This is a genomic window from Exiguobacterium sp. s132, assembly GCF_018617235.1.
GTDB lineage: Bacteria > Bacillota > Bacilli > Exiguobacteriales > Exiguobacteriaceae > Exiguobacterium > Exiguobacterium profundum.
This window is the reverse complement of the sequence record NZ_JACSJU010000001.1, coordinates 1716280-1733307: the sequence shown is the minus strand read 5'-3', so window position 1 is coordinate 1733307 and position 17028 is coordinate 1716280. Positions and strand designations below refer to the sequence as shown.

Here is a 17028-nt window from a genome sequence, read left to right as displayed (position 1 = left end):
AATCCATTGAAAGTCCTACTACTAAAATACCACGTAAAGGAATGAGTGACACTATGATTTATACCCAACACCGCACATCCATCAAATGGATTGAAATGATTGTGACTATTTTACTTATCGGCATTTTGGACTATACATTTAGTCTTTCTTTGTCAGATTGGGCGATTGACCCGTTAATTTTTTATATCCTCCTGTTTTCTTTACGATATGGTTTGCTCGGTGCCTTCGTCAGTTTCGCGTTGACGAGTCTCTACCATTTCTCATTCCTCTTGATGGAAGGCTCAGACTTGCTCTTATTCCTTTACGATACGAATGAACTGGCTTGGATTTTGCTACACTTCTTCGTCGCGCTTAGTGCGGGTGTCTTCAGTACTTCTTATCGGGAGCGTTACCAGTCGCTCCACATTCGTCAAGAAGAAGTGATTGATGAGAACGAACAACTGAAACAGACGATACAACAACTACAAGAGTCGCAAGGGGAGATGCGGAAGCGGGTGCTCGACTCGACTTATACGCTCTCAAAAATTTATGAGATTGGACTACAACTTGATCAGGATGCGACCGCTTTAGTACGTGATCATTTAATTGGAACGTTCACGCGTGTCTTCCGTGCTCGTCAACTCGCTTTATATCATGTGGATGCATCGCAGCGCACACTCCGTCTTCATGTCCGTTCCGGAGAGGTAGAACGTTTGCCCCAGACGCTTTTCATCGATTCGGAGGAGGGAATTTTCGCACGGATGTTCCAATCGAAAAAGCCGACGCTTCGTTTAGCAGATGAGCTAGATGGACCGCTTCTCGTTGCACCGATTTGTTATGAAGGAACGGTGAAGGAAGTCTTGGTCGTCCATGAAATCGATATCTTACGCTTACGTAGTCATGAGATGAACATGATGAAACTCGTCTTGGATTGGACGGGAACGCGCATTGAAAAGGCCGATGCCCTCGAATGGATGCTCGTCAGCGACCAACTCGTCGACGGGACGCACATGTTCCGTATGGAAGCATTCGAACAAAAAGTGGCCCAACAAGTACTTCGTCATGAGCAATATGGTCAACCGTATAGTACGGTCACATTGCCTGTAGAGGGTGTGGACTTGTCATTGATTGAAATGGAATTGATTTTGAGACAGTCGATGCGTGAAATTGACGTTATCGGATATGACGAAGACGATCGCATCCTTCATTTTCTCCTCCCAGGTACACCGGTTGAATCAGCCGAACGATTCAAGGAACGGATTGAGCATGTCTTCTATGTGAAAGGTGGGAAACGCCTATGACCGGTTGGATGATTCTTCTTTTCTTCCTTCTGCATGCGACGGTCCTTTTCGTCTTGTATCGACTGATTGTACGACCGAAAGTCGATGCGACGGAAAAGGGAGTCTGGCTCTCGATATTTCTCGTCAGTGCCGTCATCCCGATTGTCGGAGAACTGTTTGGTTTGATTGGATATGTGATTGCCCGACGCTTCGCCTCACCGAAGACGCTTCTCGACTACGATGAGTACATCAACTTTGAGACGGTCAACTTAGAACGCTTGCAGCAACAGGCGAAAGAAGATTTAGATCTCGTCCCATTGACGGAAGCCTTACAGATGGACGGGAACAAGCGGAAACAATCGATCACACAACTCATGTCGACACCGCTCATGAATACAGAAGAATATTTACACTTAGGTCTCGAACACGAGGATACGGAAACGGTCCACTATGCAGCGACCGTCCGAAACACACTGTTCGACCGATACGATTTGATGTTAAAACAGCGAATCGCACAAGTGAATCCGGAGCGACCGGAGACGATTTATCCGGTGATTGAAACCGGAATTTCGTTCTTAGATAGCGGTCTCTTGGATCATGATATGCAAATGCGCATCCAGCAACGGATATTATTTCACCTCGATCAATTGAGTGAGTACGACGAAACAGACGAAACGTACTTACGCACGAAAGCCCGCCTCTCGTTCCGCTCGGGTGACTTGGAAACGGGAGAACGATTGGCTGAGGCGCTCACCCTTTATCATCCAAATGTACCCGATGGATATGTCATGTTGATTGAACACCACATGACGAACGGCGATTGGACGTCCCTACGTCCGACCCTCGACCGCCTGCATCAACATCTCGGTTTGCAAGACATTCCAGAGGACTATCGCTTTGTCATTCAACAGTTAGAAGGTGCCCATATATGAATAAATCGATTACGACGTATATCGCGTCTTTGTTCTCTTTACTCATCGCGATGATTGTCGTTGTCCAGTTTTTACGGCTTGACTATGGTCATCGGCTCATCCCAAAAGAAGCACATGAGCCGAAATCCTTTACGACACTCGCGGGTGAGGTGAGAGCGGTGGAGGGGGATCCGGTTCAAATCTACATTCATCAGAATGACGACGATTTGTCGACAGCTGTTTTGAATAACTTTAAATATGCGCTCGACTATGCAAAGTTGTCTTATACCTCGATCGAAGCAGAGGCCATCGCATCGATTGAGCCTTCTCCACGACACGTTCTCGTCGTCAGCGGGGAAAATACGAAATCATGGCCGTACGAGGCAATTCGGTCCTTCGTTGAAAAAGGTGGACGGCTCTACGTTGCCGGACGATTCATCGATCAAGACTGGGCAGACCTGGTCGGCGTAAACGATTTTGGGGACTTTAAAGATGGAGTCAACGGGTTGATTTTCGAACAAGAAATTTTCCCTGGGTATGTCGACTTGCCTCAAGACTCAGGGTTATTCGTCCACAGCATTGCTGACGTCAAACTGAAAGAAGAGGCGGACGTCCTCATTTCTGCCAAAAACGAACCAATATTATGGCAGTCTCCTTATGGGAAGGGCGAAGTGATGTTTTGGAATACGACGTCGTTGACGGATAAGAACTCACGCGGCTTGATGGTGCAGACGCTTTCGATGCTGTTCCCAGCGTTCGTCATGCCACAAGCTGGCATCAAGGTCGTTCACCTTGACGACTTCCCGGCACCGGTACCAAATTATTCGAATCCGGTCATCACGAAAGAATATGATTTGTCCATCAAAGAGTTCTTCTCAGAGATTTGGTGGAAAGACATGAAGCAAATCGGTGCTGACTACGACGTCACTTATTCTGGTTTCCTGATCGGCAGTTATAAAGCGACGAATGAAGAGACGACAGAACAGCTCATCGAAAAAATTCGGGCACCGATGCTCGAATATGGTCGCGGTTTACTCCAAACGAATGGGGAAGTCGGGCTACACGGGTTCAACCACCAGCCACTCGTCATGGGAGATGAAGTGATGGACCCGGAGCTTGGATATACAAAATGGGACAGTCAGGAAGATATGCGTTCCGCCATTGACCGTGTCGTTGAGGCGTTTGACTATTACTTGCCGAATGAGCGGATCCGCAGCTATGTGCCACCATCGAACATCATCGGTCAATCCGGACTTGAAGTGTTGAACGAGAAGTTTCCGAAAGGGCTGATTGTCGCAGGACTCTACAGCGGAGATGCGACAAAAGGAAGTTACATTCAAGAGTTCGGACCCGACCCGGTCTATCCGAACTTGTATGATTTTCCTCGCGTATCGAGCGGATACAACGAGACACCGGATGATCTATTTGTCGTCATTGATGCCGTCGCCAACTTCGGACTCGTTTCCCACTTCATTCACCCGGATGATGTGTTAGATGACTATCGCTCGAAAGGGAGAGGGTGGGAGATGATGAAAGAATCGTTTGGAGGTCTGTTCCAGACACTCTACTCCAAATATCCACATCTCGAGGGCTTGAGTCAGTATGATGCGTATCGGAAATACAAGCTTTATCAAGATGCGCAAATCGATGTGGCTTACACGAATGATGCTATCGATATCAATGCCCAACAACTGCCTGTCTCGTCGACGTTACTCGTTCGTGTGCAACCTGGGAAACGTCTCGATACAGGGAGGTTCGATTATGGTGAAGTCAAGCCATTTGATGAGAATGGTACATTGTATCAAGTTGAATTGAGAGACACGTCTGTTCGTCTCCCGATATTGGAGGGTCGCCCATGAAAATAGGAATTGTTGTCGAAGGGAGTTATCCATATGTGAGCGGTGGCGTATCGAGCTGGGTTCACATGCTGATGGAACAGATGCCGATGCATGAGTTTGAGATTATCTCAATCATGCCGAATCCGAAGACAGAGGCAGATTATCGCTATACGTTACCGAAGAATGTCACAGGCGTCACCACGCTCGCCCTCACTCAACGAGCGACACGGAAACGTCGACCGGAAACGTTATCGGAAGCGGAACGGGAGCGAATCAAGACGTGGATGACATTCGGTCAAGTCGATTCGTCCATCTATCCGATTCTTGAAAATCAAATCGGGACACCAGAACAATTCTTCTCGAATCGTCTCTTCTATCAGCTCGTCACGGAGAGCTATCAAGAAGAAGGGCAGGCCGGTTCATTCATCGATTACTTTTGGATGTGGCGCAGTATGTATGCGCCTGTCCTTGATTTACTCCAAGCCGGATTACCTCAGGTCGACCTCGTGCACGCGGCCTCGACCGGATATGCGGGCCTGATTGCGAGTGCGATGAAAGAACGACAAAACATTCCGTTTCTTTTGACTGAACACGGCATCTATTCGCGTGAACGGGAAGAAGAACTGTTGCAGGCATCTTGGATTCCGGCTGAGTTTCGCTCCCATTGGATTCAGTTCTTCCACCACATTTCCCGGGAAGCGTACCGAAAGGCAGATGACGTCATCACACTCTTTGAACGAAACGGCGAGTTGCAACGTCAGCTCGGGGCACCTGTTGAGAAATTAAGTATCATTCCGAACGGGATTGACGTGACGGGCTTGTCTGCTCTCGGGCGTGTGCCGGGAGTGGACAAACTACGAATCGGTGCCATCGTTCGCGTCGTTCCGATCAAAGATATTAAAACCATGATTTATGCGGCGAAACTGTTACAAGACATGCTCGTCCCGTTCGAACTGACCATTATGGGACCACTTGATGAGGATAAGGAGTATGCGACGGAGTGCGAGATGCTCATTCGGCAACTCGAGCTCGAACAGTCCGTCTTGATGGTCGGAAAAGTCGATATTCGACAACACCTTCCCGAATTCGATGTGTGTTTGTTGACGAGTATCTCCGAGGGACAACCGCTTGCTGTACTAGAAGGTATGGCCGCTGGTGTCCCGTGGATTGTGACGGACGTCGGGGCCTGTGCGGAACTCGTGAACGGGCGACCGGATGAACCGTTCGGTCCGGCTGGATTTGTCGTTCCGCCGGTCAATCCACGGCGAATCGCAGAGCGTTGCGTCTGGTTCCATCAAAATCGTGAAGATGCGCGCCGACTCGGACGAAACGGGCAACAGCGAGTCGAGACGTACTATCGCACCGATCAGTTTATCGATGCATATCTACACTTATATGAAGAGAGGAGAGCGGTATATGGCGGGCATTGGGTTTAAGTTACAACAGTTGTTTCAAGAAGACTACTTCTCTTCACGAATCAAAGCATATGCATTTGCCGGGCTCGTCACATCAGGACCATGGCTGATCGTCATCGTCACGATTGCCCTCATGCAGTGGCTGACGAGCTATCTATCTATCGCCACACTCGAAGAACGCACGACGTTCAATTTGATCGTCTCTTACAGTTTTATTTTTTCGCAAGTCGTTCTCGGCGTGCAGCAGCTCGTCGTCACGAGGTACTTGGCGGATTGTTTTTATGAGAAACGATATGAAGACATCTTCCCGGCGTTCATCGGGATGATGAAGACGACGGTCGCCATCGCGTCGCTGTTGTTCGCTATCTTCCTTATGTTCTCTGAACTCCCTGCTTTATTGAACGCGTTGGCATTCGTCCTATTCATGACGGTCAACCTCATTTGGGTACATTTCTTGTTCCTAAGTGCGGCCAAGTTCTATCAGGCGGTAGCCTATAGCTTTGTGGCCGGTGGCATCGTCTCAGTCGCCGCGGTCCTCATCACGGACCAGTTCTTGATGCAATATTTGACGGAGTCCTACATGAAGAGCTTCGCGTTGACAGCGAGTATGACACTCGGTCTTGTCGTCACGTTGTTCGGCTTGTTCACATCGATGCTCCTTACGTTCCCAAACCGGAGTACGGTCGGTCAGTTCTCGTTCTATCGCTATTTTGACCGCTATCCGGCACTCTTTTGGACCAGTTTTCTCTATAACATCGGGATCTGGGTCGGCACATGGATCATCTGGTTCGCGGAAGGAGGGAGTGTCCACCTCGACACATTCCGCTATCATCCAATCTATGACACAGCTATCTTCCTCTCTTATTTGACGATTATTCCGACGATGACGATATTCGTTGTGTCAGTCGAGACGCGTTTTTATGAGCGGTATCGCGTGTTTTATGGATACGTGAACGAAGGTGGGACGTACCAACAGATTCAACGTTCGAAAGCGGCCATGCTCCTCGTCTTACGACAAGAGTTGCAACGACTGTTCCGAAATCAAGGGCTCGTGTCGCTTCTCTTTATTCTGTTCGCGGTCGTCTTGTTCCCGCTACTAGGTCTGTCACCTGAGATTCGGGACGTCTTTCAAATGACGACGATTGGTGCCTTTTCAAACGCCATGGTGCTCGTTCTCACACTCGTCCTGCTCTATTTTGAAGACCATCGGGGAGCGGCGTATACATCGGCACTCTTCATCACGATGAATGCAGGGTTGACGTTCTTGTTATTACCACTTGGACCAGACAGTTACGGTCTTAGTTTTGCGATTGGTTGCACGATTGCGTTCGCGTTCTCACTCATTCGCTTGATTCGATATGTATCCGAGATTGATTATCATACGTTTAGCCGAAGCGAAACACCTCCGCGTACGGATACATTCCGTCGTGTCGGGGACTGGCTCAATGATCGCTCGGCTTAACAATCGCAGCAGATGAACTTTTAGAAAATGGGGTGAAGCACATGAAAACAATTTTTGTGACAGGTGGCGCGGGATATATCGGGACACACACGACGGTTCAATTGCTCGAGGAAGGATACGAAGTCGTTATTTTGGACAACTTGTCCAATAGCCGACAAGAGGCGATTCAGCGAATCGACATCCTGACTGGAAAGACGGTCACCTTATACGTGGGCGACATTCGAGATCAGGAATTGCTTGATGAAATCTTCTCCACGCACTCGATTCATGCGGTCGTTCACTTCGCGGGTCTAAAGGCAGTCGGCGAATCCGTCAGCCAACCACTTCACTACTATGACAACAACGTAGCTGGGACGCTCGTCTTGTTAAGGATGATGAATCAATTTGGGATAAAACGTATCGTCTTCAGTTCATCGGCGACCGTTTACGGAATCCCAACCACATCTCCGGTCGATGAATCGTTCCCGCTCAGTGCGACCAATCCATATGGACGAACGAAACTGATGATCGAAGAGATATTGCGCGACCTTTATACAGCTGATTCTTCTTGGTCGATTGCGATTCTTCGCTATTTCAATCCGATTGGCGCGCACGACTCCGGGACGATCGGCGAAGATCCGTTCGATGTCCCAAACAACTTGATGCCATACATCACACAAGTCGCGGCCGGGCGTCTAAAAGAGCTTCAAGTGTTCGGGGATGACTATCCGACGCATGACGGGACAGGCGTGCGCGACTATATCCATGTCGTAGATTTGGCGCTTGGTCATTTGAAGGCGTTGGAGTATGTGGGGAAATATGAAGGGGTGGAGGCGTTCAACCTCGGGACAGGGAAAGGATACAGCGTCCTTGATTTGCTTCAAACGTTCCAACAGGAGAGCGGACAGACGATTCCTTATCAAATCACGGATAAACGAGACGGAGACGTCGCGGCGATATTTGCCGACCCGCAAAAGTCTAAGGCCATTCTTGGCTGGGAAGTGCGACATGACATTGAAGCGATGTGTCGGGACGCTTGGCGTTGGCAATCGAATAATCCGAAAGGGTACAGTGAATAAATCCTATGAAGTAGGCGGTCATCACACGATGGCCGTCTCTTTTTGTATTAGAAAGGATAGCGAACGGGAACACCTAATGGAACGTCATTTACTTAGGAGGGATCGGATGAAAGCTTTGTTTTTGAACTGTTCGCTAAAAGGTGGCGACACAACGTCCCATACGGAAGGATTGATTCGTGACATCATCCCGCACTTCGATGCGCTCGACGTCGAATCCGAGATTGTTCGGATTGTTGATTACAACGTCAAGTTCGGTGTGACGGAAGATGAAGGAGATGGGGACGAGTGGCCTCAGATTTTTGAGAAAGTGAAGGCCGCGAATATTGTCGTGATTGGGACACCACTCTGGCTCGGGGAGAAGAGTAGCGTCGCCACCCAAGTGATCGAACGGCTATATGGCGGTAGCGGACTGACGAACAAATCAGGACAGGCGATTTACTACAACAAGGTCGGTGGAGTCGTCGTCACGGGGAATGAGGATGGGGCGAAACACGCCTGTGCTTCGATTCTATATGGATTGTCCCACATTGGTTTCACCGTGCCGCCGAATGTCGACACGTACTGGGTAGGAGAAGCAGGACCGGGTGACTCATATCTTGATGCTGGACGAGAAAATGAATTCACGAAGTCTCACGGAAAGACGATGGCATATAATCTCGTCCATTTTGCGAGAATGCTTAAAAACCATCCAATTCCGGCAGAAGGGAATACGATGGAATGAGTAAAGGTCTCGACCAATCGGTCGAGACCTTTATGGTTTATTCTTTCTTCTCCACCGCATGCCCACCGAACTCGTTCCGTAATGCCGCGACGACCTTGCCCGAGAACGTATCGTCTTGAAGCGAACGTTGGCGCATCATGAGGGAGAGCGCGATGACCGGTGTCGGGACGTCGTACTCGAGTGCCGTCTCGACCGTCCATTTGCCTTCACCGGATGCATGCATGACCCCGCGAATGTCGTCGAGCTTCGCATCTTTCGAGAAGGCACTCTCCGTCAGTTCCATGAGCCATGAGCGAATGACCGACCCGTGATTCCAAACGCGTGCGACATCTTCATATTCATAGTCGAACGGACTCTTCTCGAGCACTTCAAAGCCTTCGGCAATCGCCTGCATCATCCCATACTCAATCCCGTTATGCACCATCTTCAAAAAGTGACCACTCCCACTCGATCCCGCATACAGATAACCGTGGTCGGTAGAGACGTCTTGGAAAAGTTGCTCGATCTTTCCGAACGCCTCCAAGTCGCCTCCGATCATCGTACACGCTCCGTGACGGGCACCTTCCATCCCACCACTCGTCCCGACGTCGAAGAAATAAATCAGTTTTTCTTTGAAATGGTCGGCACGCCGCATCGATTCCTTATAGTTCGAGTTCCCTCCGTCGATGACGATGTCGCCTGGCGAGAGAAGATTGTGCAAGTCGTTCAAGACGTGTTCGGTCACGTCACCCGCCGGCACCATCACCCAGACGACGCGAGGGACCTGAAGCGCGGAAACGACTTCCTGCAAAGAGGCTTTCGTCTCAAATTGACTCGTCGATACGTTTCCCGGGTCATACCCGACGACACGATGCCCATTGTCTGTCAAATTCAGAGCCAAATTGAGGCCCATTTTACCAAGTCCAATCATACCGATTTCCATTCGTTCCACCCCATTTGTAAGATTTAGTCCTCTATAGGGCATACCCGAAATAACGATTGCTCAAAAGGACAGCTTGCCCGAGATGTAGAATGATATAAGTGCAACAGTGATGAGAGGAGGGTGGCGATGTTTGGAAATGTATTTCGACTGGCCGTAGACGTCAGGCATCGATTCAAAGACCATCATATTAATGACTACAGTGCCACATTGGCGTTTTTTTGGTTTTTAGCCATCTTTCCGACGTTTTTTGTCCTCTTCGCCGTGATGGCATGGTTTCAAATCGATGATGCGCTTCTCATCGAACAGATTGAGACACTCATTCCAGGGGCAAGTGTGCGTGAACTGTTATCTATCGTCTATGACGTGAGCGGAAATTTGAACGGTGGACTGTTATCAGTCAGTGCCATCATCGCGTTTTGGTCGGCCTCGAACGGGACGGCACGACTCGTCAAGCTGACAGTGTTCGCATATGGGGAGACGGAAGCGCGCGGCTATATCTTCCGACGGTTGATCGGGTTGCTCGTGATTTTAGCAGGGAGCATCGGGGCGGTCATCTTGATTGTGTTTCATCTATTCGGTCAAGAATTTGTCGAATTGATTTATGCCCTCTATCCAAAAGTCGAAGAATTCGACCGCTTGTCGACTCTGACGCGCTATACGGTCTCGACGCTCATCTTGATCATGGCGTTCTCACTCTTTTATAAAATCGCGCCACAACAGCGAGTACGGTTCATCGAAACACTTCCTGGAGCCGTGTTTGCGGTCATCTCGTGGCAATTGCTGTCGACCGGATACAGTGTCTATGTCGAACGCTTCTCGATTCTAGGGGACACATATGGCACGATCGGTGCGGTGATTCTACTACAAATTTGGCTCTATCTGACGGCAGCAACGATGCTGATTGGGGCAGAAATCAATGCGGCATGGCCCTACCATATGACCCGCCAACCGACCCGGACCCATTTCCCGTAACAAAAAAAGGGATATCGTGATTATTCTTTGTGAACATGCTTTAAAACAACCCGTGGCATGGGAATAAACTAGTACTATTTCACGGAAGAAGGTGTGGTCGCATGGCGAAACATCGTAAGCCATCAAAGTGGAAAATCGTACTAGGGGTTGTAGCAGGCGTCATGGCCTTGGTGCTCATCACGGGTGGCGCGTTCGTCTGGTCAATGGTAAAAGAAGTCGATGACACCGTCGCACAAGTGAATGACAACTTGAAAATCAGCAAAGAGCGCAAGCAGGTCGAGACCATTGAACGCAAAGAGTCTGTTTCCATTCTCTTGCTTGGGATTGACCGACGCGGGACCGAACAGGGACGGAGTGACTCAATCATCGTGCTGACACTCAATCCGGAACTTGATGAAGGAGCGATGCTCTCGATTCCCCGGGATACAAAGACTGAAATCGTCGGGAAAGGGACACGTGATAAGATCAATCATGCCTATGCGTTCGGTGGGGCCGAAATGGCAATGAATACGGTCGAGAATTTCCTCGACATCCCAATCGATTATGTCATCGAAACGGATATGGAGGCATTCAGCGACGTCGTGGATGCACTCGGAGGCATTACCGTCATGAATAAATTTGCGTTCTCGACAGAAGATTACACGTTTCCCGTTGGTGAGGTGACGTTAGACGGAGAAGCGGCACTCGATTACACCCGGATGCGCTATAACGATCCAAACGGTGACTTCGGACGTCAAGAACGTCAGCGTGATGTCGTCGCCGCCATCATCGAAAAAGGACGGACGGACTTCTCACTCGACAAGGTCACCGCGTTACTCGAGGTGGTCGGCGATCAGGCGAAGACGAATATCGAGCTCAATGAATTCGTCTCTTTGTCGACGGACTATATGAACGCGTTCCGCAACGCGAGTGTCTTACGGCTTGAGGGTGCGGGCGGATTAGAGGGGGACGGCATCTATTATTGGAATCCGGAATCTTCTTCGTTGAATGGCGTTCAGGAAGAGTTGAAACGATTGATGGAGTAAACTGTCTGACCCAAGTCGGACAGTTTTTTTGTGTTTCAAATGAAACGGAAAGTGGGAGAAATAAAGAGATGCCAAGGAGGGATGAGTCATGAAATGGGAAACGATTGAAGAGGTACTCCACGAACTCGGGGAGACCTCGCAAGAAAAGTGGGAACGGTTGTTTGAGAAGTGGTCGGATCATCGTTGGCACGACCATGAACGCCCTTCTGAAAAAACAAACGTCTTGTTGGTGGATGCCGGTTTTATCCTGACTGACGGACGAGCGAACCTCGAGGCTCTCCATCAATGGTTAGCCGATCATGTCCAAACGACGGTGAGTGATCTCTATCTCGTCTCCCTGTTTCCGTATCAAACGAAACAACAGGACACAGCCATCGACTCGCGGGTGCAATTGTTCGAAGACTTAGGACGTTTCACCGATGAGTTCGATTTGATTTACGAGATGACGCCTGAAGCATGGAATGAGTCACAACTCGACCTTGTCACCGTAACAGATGAACTGATTGAACGTCTGGCGTATGGAGCGACGAAAATCCATGTCCATGTCGAGTCGTTTCGCGGAATAGAACCGGAACGAGTCAAACACATCCTCAAACTGTGGCGTACGATTATGCATACGTATAAGCCGAATGCACAGCTCATCGTTGCCAATGAACGTGTCGATTCAGTCCTAAACTTTGAGGAAGAGGCGGACGTCGTCTGTCATTTCGACTTATCCAGTCATGTCATTTTAGCGTTTGCGCAGGCCAATGTGACACGATTGACCGATTGGGCGAGACAAGTTCATTCACTGAGAGCCAATCAAACATATTTCAATTTCCTATCTTCAGCGGAACGTGATCCGTTTGAGAAAAATCTGATGGACACTAACCCAGATGTGATTCTCGCAGCCCACAGTGTATTGTTGTCGCTTCAAGGGATTCCGTTGATTGATTATCGAACTTTATTTGGGGTGTCGCAACCGGTTGAACAGGAAGATCTCGTCCGAGCATTGAAACGCGATCCGGATCGACTTCGTGTTTATGAAGGGATATTGAGCCAATTGAATGTGAAACGACTCCACCCTGCCTTGTCCCCTTACATTGGTCAAGAGGTCCTAAATCTCGATCGGCGCGTTTTCGCTGTTAAGCGAACGCATCAAGAGGAGACCCTACTGTTATTGACGAATATGAGTGAAGAGACGGTGCAGACGGATTGTGAAGGGACGAGTCTCTTTACAGAAGAATGGATGACAAATGTAACGCTTCGCCCGTATGAATACGTTTGGCTAAAACAATCACACAATGGAGAGTGAACACTCATGATTGATGTACATTGTCATTTGTTGCCTGAAGTAGATGACGGACCACGTACAATGGAAGCATCCCTTCAACTCGCGAAACGTGCGGTGGAAGAGGGGGTGACATCGATTGTCGTGACACCACACGCGTATCATCCGTACTTTGAGACGCAGCATCATGACATCACGCAAGAAGTCGCGCATCTACAAAAACGACTCGATGATGAACAGATCCCCTTGACCTTGTATGTTGGACAAGAGATTCGAATTTTTGGAGAAATGGTCGAAGCGTTGGAGTCCGGAGAGGCACATTCGCTCGCTGGGTCACGATATGTCCTCGTGGAACTGCCGAGTCAAAGTCTACCAGCTTATACGGAGTCCTTATTCTTTCAACTACAGGCGGCTGGATACGTTCCGGTCATCGCGCATCCGGAGCGGAATCGTGAGTTTGCACTCCATCCAGAAAAATTGCATCATCTCGTATCATCGGGTGCGTTGTCCCAAGTGACAACAAGCAGTTTGACAGGACAGTTCGGGAGACAGATGCGGGAACTCGCACTCACGTTCATCAGTAACGGGCTGAGTCACATCGTCGCCTCCGATGCCCATAACGTGGAACATCGTGATTTCAATTGGTTAGCAGCGAGACAGGAAGTCATCAACGAATTAGGGGAAGAGATGTGGCAACAGCACCTCCACTTTACGGAGGAGATGTTAGCGGATGAACCGATTTCGGTGAATCCTCCACGTTTACCTGAGAAAAACTGGCGAGGACGTTGGAAGTGGTGAAGTAGAAGTTAAATATATTGATTATGAACAACAGTGTAGGTGTTTTTACGATTTATGCATGGAATCAACCGATGCATAAATCGTTTTTTATATTGAACTTGATTTAGCATGTGGAAAATAAAAAATCAAAAATAGATGGTCGTAAAAATGAAAGCGCAACTAATTACGGATTTAACAAGTGCTATACTGAAAGAAAAAGATAGGAATAGGTGGAATGGTCATGGGGAACACAACGCCACGTAACTCTAAATGGATGAGGACATACAATCGTGCACTGATTCTTAGATTGATTCGGCTTCATCAGCCGGTATCACGGGTTGAACTTGCTAAGAAGACAAGTTTGACGAAACCGACTATTTCGAACATTGTTAACGAATTGAAGGAAGAGGGATTAATCAGTGAGCGCGAGCTTGGGGTCTCAAGCGGCGGACGTCGCCCGATCATGCTCGAACTTGCTGCGAGCGACCGTTTTGTCATCGGAATCGATGCGACACAGCGAAAACTGCATGGCGTCGTCACAAACATCCATGGAGAGTTACTTGACGAAGCATGGCACGACGAACGGTTTGACACGAACGAGGAGTTCATCGACGCGATTGTCGCTCTCTACACCATATTGAACAAACGAGCTATAGGGAATGTCATTGGACTTGGTGTTTCTGTGCACGGAATGGTCGAGGCGGGTGAAGGGATTGTCTTATTTGCCCCACGTTTTCACTTGCATGATATCCCTCTCAAGCGCGAACTAGAGAAACGCCTCGAGCAGCACGTATTCGTTGAGAACGATGTGCGGACACTCGCCCTTGGTGAATTGTACTTCGGGGAAGCGATTGGTATCGAGGAATTCTTCTACGTGTATGCCGGTTATGGAATTGGGGGAGCCTATGTCCACGCGGGCGAATTGATTGACGGTGAGCATCATATTGCTGGGGAGATTGGACACATGCGCATCATGCTCGACGGACCAATCTGTTCGTGCGGTAATCGTGGTTGCCTAGAGGCAGTCGCCGGGGAACGTGCCATATTGAATGAAGCTCGTCAGCTCTCGCATGAACTGACACTTGATGATCTTCGTGACGCTGTCCATTTGAATCAAGATGTACGAAAACTATACGAACGGGCCGGCGAATATATCGGTATTGCCACGCTCAACATGATCCACCTTTTGAACCCGGGACGTATTCTTCTCGGAGGTCCGCTATTCAACTATGCGCCAGACGTCGTCACGAACATTCAGGAGCGTGTCGCCCAAACGGCGCTCACCCTTGACGCCCGACAGACCGATATCCGTGTCGTCTCGTGGAACGCCAGCCAAGGGGCGCTCGGAGCCGCAGCGCTTATCACGAACGAGATGTTCGGTGAAATCCAATGAAACCATGAATCGCCGTTCTATTAGGGAAAGGCGATTTTTAATTTCTTTATAAGAAAGCGTTTACAATATAAATGAGGGCATGCTATAGTCTATGTGTAGTTAGATAATAAATTTAATTTACTAAGTAAGGGGTGACACTCTCAACGACACGTTTGGAGGGGTAGCGATGCAAAAAGAGACACCATTGAAAGATCAGTTTCACACAATCTTCGGTCGCTACGGGGCGACTAGGATGTTCGCACGAAAGGACTTTGCCTTCGATGAAATGGAAGCGCTAACGGGGGATGAGACGAGCATCATCATTACGCGCTCTAGACGCGATGGTATCTTCCGTCTTTATGACGATGAGACGCGTGATATCCGATTGTTCCGAGCATCGACGCTCTCGCATGACGTGTCGTTCGAGGACATGGACGGCCTGTTTGAACTTTTGCTATGGCGCTTGAAAGAACAGGACGCATTGCCGTTCGGGGCGGACCTCTACGTCGTCGGCCCATACATAGACGGACCGAAGCTCGATTTGGAACTGATAGCGTACACATTAACATGGCTCGGGGATCGCCCGATGTCAGACCATCTTATTCGGGAGTTATGCCATCGGATTGTGGCGTGACAACACATTCAAAGGAGAATGAACATGAAAAAAACGACGATTGCACTCGCATCATCTGTCTTAATGCTCTCATCTTTACTCGCTGCCTGCGGCGATGACGAACAAGCGGCGGCGACAACGGAAGACGGCAAACCCGTCATCACATGGTGGGGGTGGGCGCCACAACCTGAAGTCGGGGAAGAAATGGCGAAGGCGTTCAACGAATCGCAAGATGATTATGTGGTCAAGTTTAAACGCCTCGAAGACTACGAGCAACAGCTTCAAGTCGCGATGCTTGGTGGAGATGGTCCGGACGTCATTGGTCTCAAAGAACCGATGATTCCGCAATACAAGGATCGCCTTGTACCAGCGAAAGACTATATGGATAAAGCGGCCGGAGAAGGATGGAAAGATAAATTAATCGAACTTGGTGTCGAACAGACAACAGTCGACGGTGAACAGTATGCGGTACCGGTCGGATTCACAGGACAGGCATACCTCATGTACAACAAAACACTCCTCGACAAATATGGCGTGACACCTCCGAAAACTTATGATGAGACGGTTGCGGCGATTGACAAAATCAACGCATCTGGCGACAAGGTCATCCCGATGCAACTAGGCGCGAAGGACGCGTGGGTTGGCGTTGACGTTTTCAACGTATTGAGCCACCAGGTCGCACCGGGTTACATCCAAGAAGTGCTAGCGGGTGACGCGAAGTGGACGGATAAAGAGATGGTCGAGACGGCTGAACTTTGGCAACAACTGTACGAGGACAAAGTGTTTCAAGAAGGCGCTTTGGGTCTTGCGACATACATGGACGGCATGAACAACTTCTTCGACAAGAAAGCAACGATGTGGATCATTGGTTCATGGGAAGCCCACTCGATGACGACGGTCGAGAAGCGTGACAAGTGGAACAACTTCGAAGACGAGATTGGTTTCGTTCCAATGCCAAACCTTGCAGGTGGCACAGAACAACCGGTCATCGCATCAATCGACATGGCACTAGGTGTCAACAAAGAATCGAAACAACAAGAAGGTGCGGCTGCCTTCATCGCCTACATGACGCAAGGTGAAGGACAGGCGCTATACATGGAGAAGTTTGAGATGGCACCAGCCATTAAAGACATCGAAGTAGCATACGAAGACAAGTTCACCAATGATGTTGAACGTGAGTCGTACAAAATCTTGAACGAAACGGTGAAGAACGCTGTCGCAGGACGCGGAATCCGTGACCCGAAAGTCTACGACGCACTCGGAAAAGAACTTCAAAACATCGCTGCCGGACAAGATGCGAAAGAAGCACTCGCACGCATCCAGGCGATTGCGGACCAAGGTAAATAATCAAACGAGCGCCAGTAGCCAGACTCACTGGCGCTCGATTTTTTGAATCTGAAAGTGAGGGAACCT

General features: G+C 49.2%; 15 protein-coding genes. 14 read left to right on the top strand and 1 reads right to left on the bottom strand.

Going from position 1 to position 17028, the window contains the following annotated elements; genetic code table 11:
* Nucleotides 1-53: 53 nt before the first annotated feature.
* The 7 genes from KNO78_RS08750 (at nucleotide 54) to KNO78_RS08720 (ending at nucleotide 8664) form a co-directional block, all read left to right on the top strand.
* Nucleotides 54-1280, top strand: a complete 1227-nt coding sequence (locus KNO78_RS08750; RefSeq protein ID WP_214690470.1) for a hypothetical protein — start codon at nucleotides 54-56, stop codon at nucleotides 1278-1280.
* Nucleotides 1277-2191 carry a hypothetical protein gene (locus KNO78_RS08745; protein WP_214685964.1) on the top strand — a complete coding sequence of 305 codons (915 nt, stop codon included), beginning with the start codon at nucleotides 1277-1279 and terminating at the stop codon, nucleotides 2189-2191. The genes KNO78_RS08750 and KNO78_RS08745 overlap by 4 nt, the downstream gene beginning before the upstream one ends.
* Nucleotides 2188-4029, top strand: coding sequence for a DUF2194 domain-containing protein (locus KNO78_RS08740; RefSeq protein ID WP_214690471.1), 1842 nt, complete (start codon nucleotides 2188-2190; stop codon nucleotides 4027-4029). Before KNO78_RS08745 ends, KNO78_RS08740 begins: the two co-directional genes overlap by 4 nt.
* Complete coding sequence (gene pelF / locus KNO78_RS08735; RefSeq protein ID WP_214690472.1) at nucleotides 4026-5444, top strand: GT4 family glycosyltransferase PelF; 1419 nt, start codon at nucleotides 4026-4028, stop codon at nucleotides 5442-5444. The genes KNO78_RS08740 and pelF overlap by 4 nt, the downstream gene beginning before the upstream one ends.
* Nucleotides 5425-6885 carry an exopolysaccharide Pel transporter PelG gene (gene pelG, locus KNO78_RS08730; RefSeq protein WP_214690473.1) on the top strand — a complete coding sequence of 487 codons (1461 nt, stop codon included), beginning with the start codon at nucleotides 5425-5427 and terminating at the stop codon, nucleotides 6883-6885. Before pelF ends, pelG begins: the two co-directional genes overlap by 20 nt.
* A gap of 41 nt (nucleotides 6886-6926) precedes the next feature.
* The gene (gene galE, locus KNO78_RS08725) at nucleotides 6927-7943 is read left to right on the top strand and encodes a UDP-glucose 4-epimerase GalE (RefSeq protein WP_214690474.1); all 1017 of its coding nucleotides are present in this window, start codon (nucleotides 6927-6929) and stop codon (nucleotides 7941-7943) included.
* 106 nt (nucleotides 7944-8049) lie between these two features.
* A complete protein-coding gene (locus tag KNO78_RS08720; protein ID WP_074035867.1) occupies nucleotides 8050-8664 on the top strand; it encodes a flavodoxin family protein in 615 nt (204 codons plus the stop codon).
* A gap of 37 nt (nucleotides 8665-8701) precedes the next feature.
* Here KNO78_RS08720 and gnd read toward each other — a convergent pair whose 3' ends face one another.
* On the bottom strand, nucleotides 8702-9586 hold the full coding sequence (gnd, locus tag KNO78_RS08715) for a phosphogluconate dehydrogenase (NAD(+)-dependent, decarboxylating) (protein WP_214690475.1): 885 nt from the start codon (nucleotides 9584-9586) through the stop codon (nucleotides 8702-8704).
* Between the two features lie 126 nt (nucleotides 9587-9712).
* Here gnd and KNO78_RS08710 point away from each other — a divergent pair, with 126 nt between their 5' ends.
* The 7 genes from KNO78_RS08710 to KNO78_RS08680 all read left to right on the top strand — a co-directional run bounded on the left by KNO78_RS08710 (nucleotide 9713) and on the right by KNO78_RS08680 (nucleotide 16962).
* Complete coding sequence (locus KNO78_RS08710; protein ID WP_214690476.1) at nucleotides 9713-10558, top strand: YihY/virulence factor BrkB family protein; 846 nt, start codon at nucleotides 9713-9715, stop codon at nucleotides 10556-10558.
* A 101-nt stretch (nucleotides 10559-10659) separates the two neighbouring features.
* Nucleotides 10660-11583: an LCP family glycopolymer transferase gene (locus KNO78_RS08705; protein WP_196431219.1), complete on the top strand. Its 924-nt coding sequence runs from the start codon at nucleotides 10660-10662 to the stop codon at nucleotides 11581-11583.
* Nucleotides 11584-11671: 88 nt separating this feature from the next.
* Nucleotides 11672-12877: an alpha-amylase family glycosyl hydrolase gene (locus KNO78_RS08700; RefSeq protein ID WP_214690477.1), complete on the top strand. Its 1206-nt coding sequence runs from the start codon at nucleotides 11672-11674 to the stop codon at nucleotides 12875-12877.
* A 6-nt stretch (nucleotides 12878-12883) separates the two neighbouring features.
* The gene (locus KNO78_RS08695) at nucleotides 12884-13651 is read left to right on the top strand and encodes a tyrosine-protein phosphatase (protein ID WP_214690478.1); all 768 of its coding nucleotides are present in this window, start codon (nucleotides 12884-12886) and stop codon (nucleotides 13649-13651) included.
* Between the two features lie 220 nt (nucleotides 13652-13871).
* A complete protein-coding gene (locus tag KNO78_RS08690; RefSeq protein WP_214690479.1) occupies nucleotides 13872-15023 on the top strand; it encodes an ROK family transcriptional regulator in 1152 nt (383 codons plus the stop codon).
* A gap of 166 nt (nucleotides 15024-15189) precedes the next feature.
* Nucleotides 15190-15636 carry a hypothetical protein gene (locus KNO78_RS08685; protein WP_214690480.1) on the top strand — a complete coding sequence of 149 codons (447 nt, stop codon included), beginning with the start codon at nucleotides 15190-15192 and terminating at the stop codon, nucleotides 15634-15636.
* A gap of 24 nt (nucleotides 15637-15660) precedes the next feature.
* Nucleotides 15661-16962, top strand: a complete 1302-nt coding sequence (locus KNO78_RS08680; protein WP_251125263.1) for an ABC transporter substrate-binding protein — start codon at nucleotides 15661-15663, stop codon at nucleotides 16960-16962.
* Nucleotides 16963-17028 lie beyond the last annotated feature (66 nt).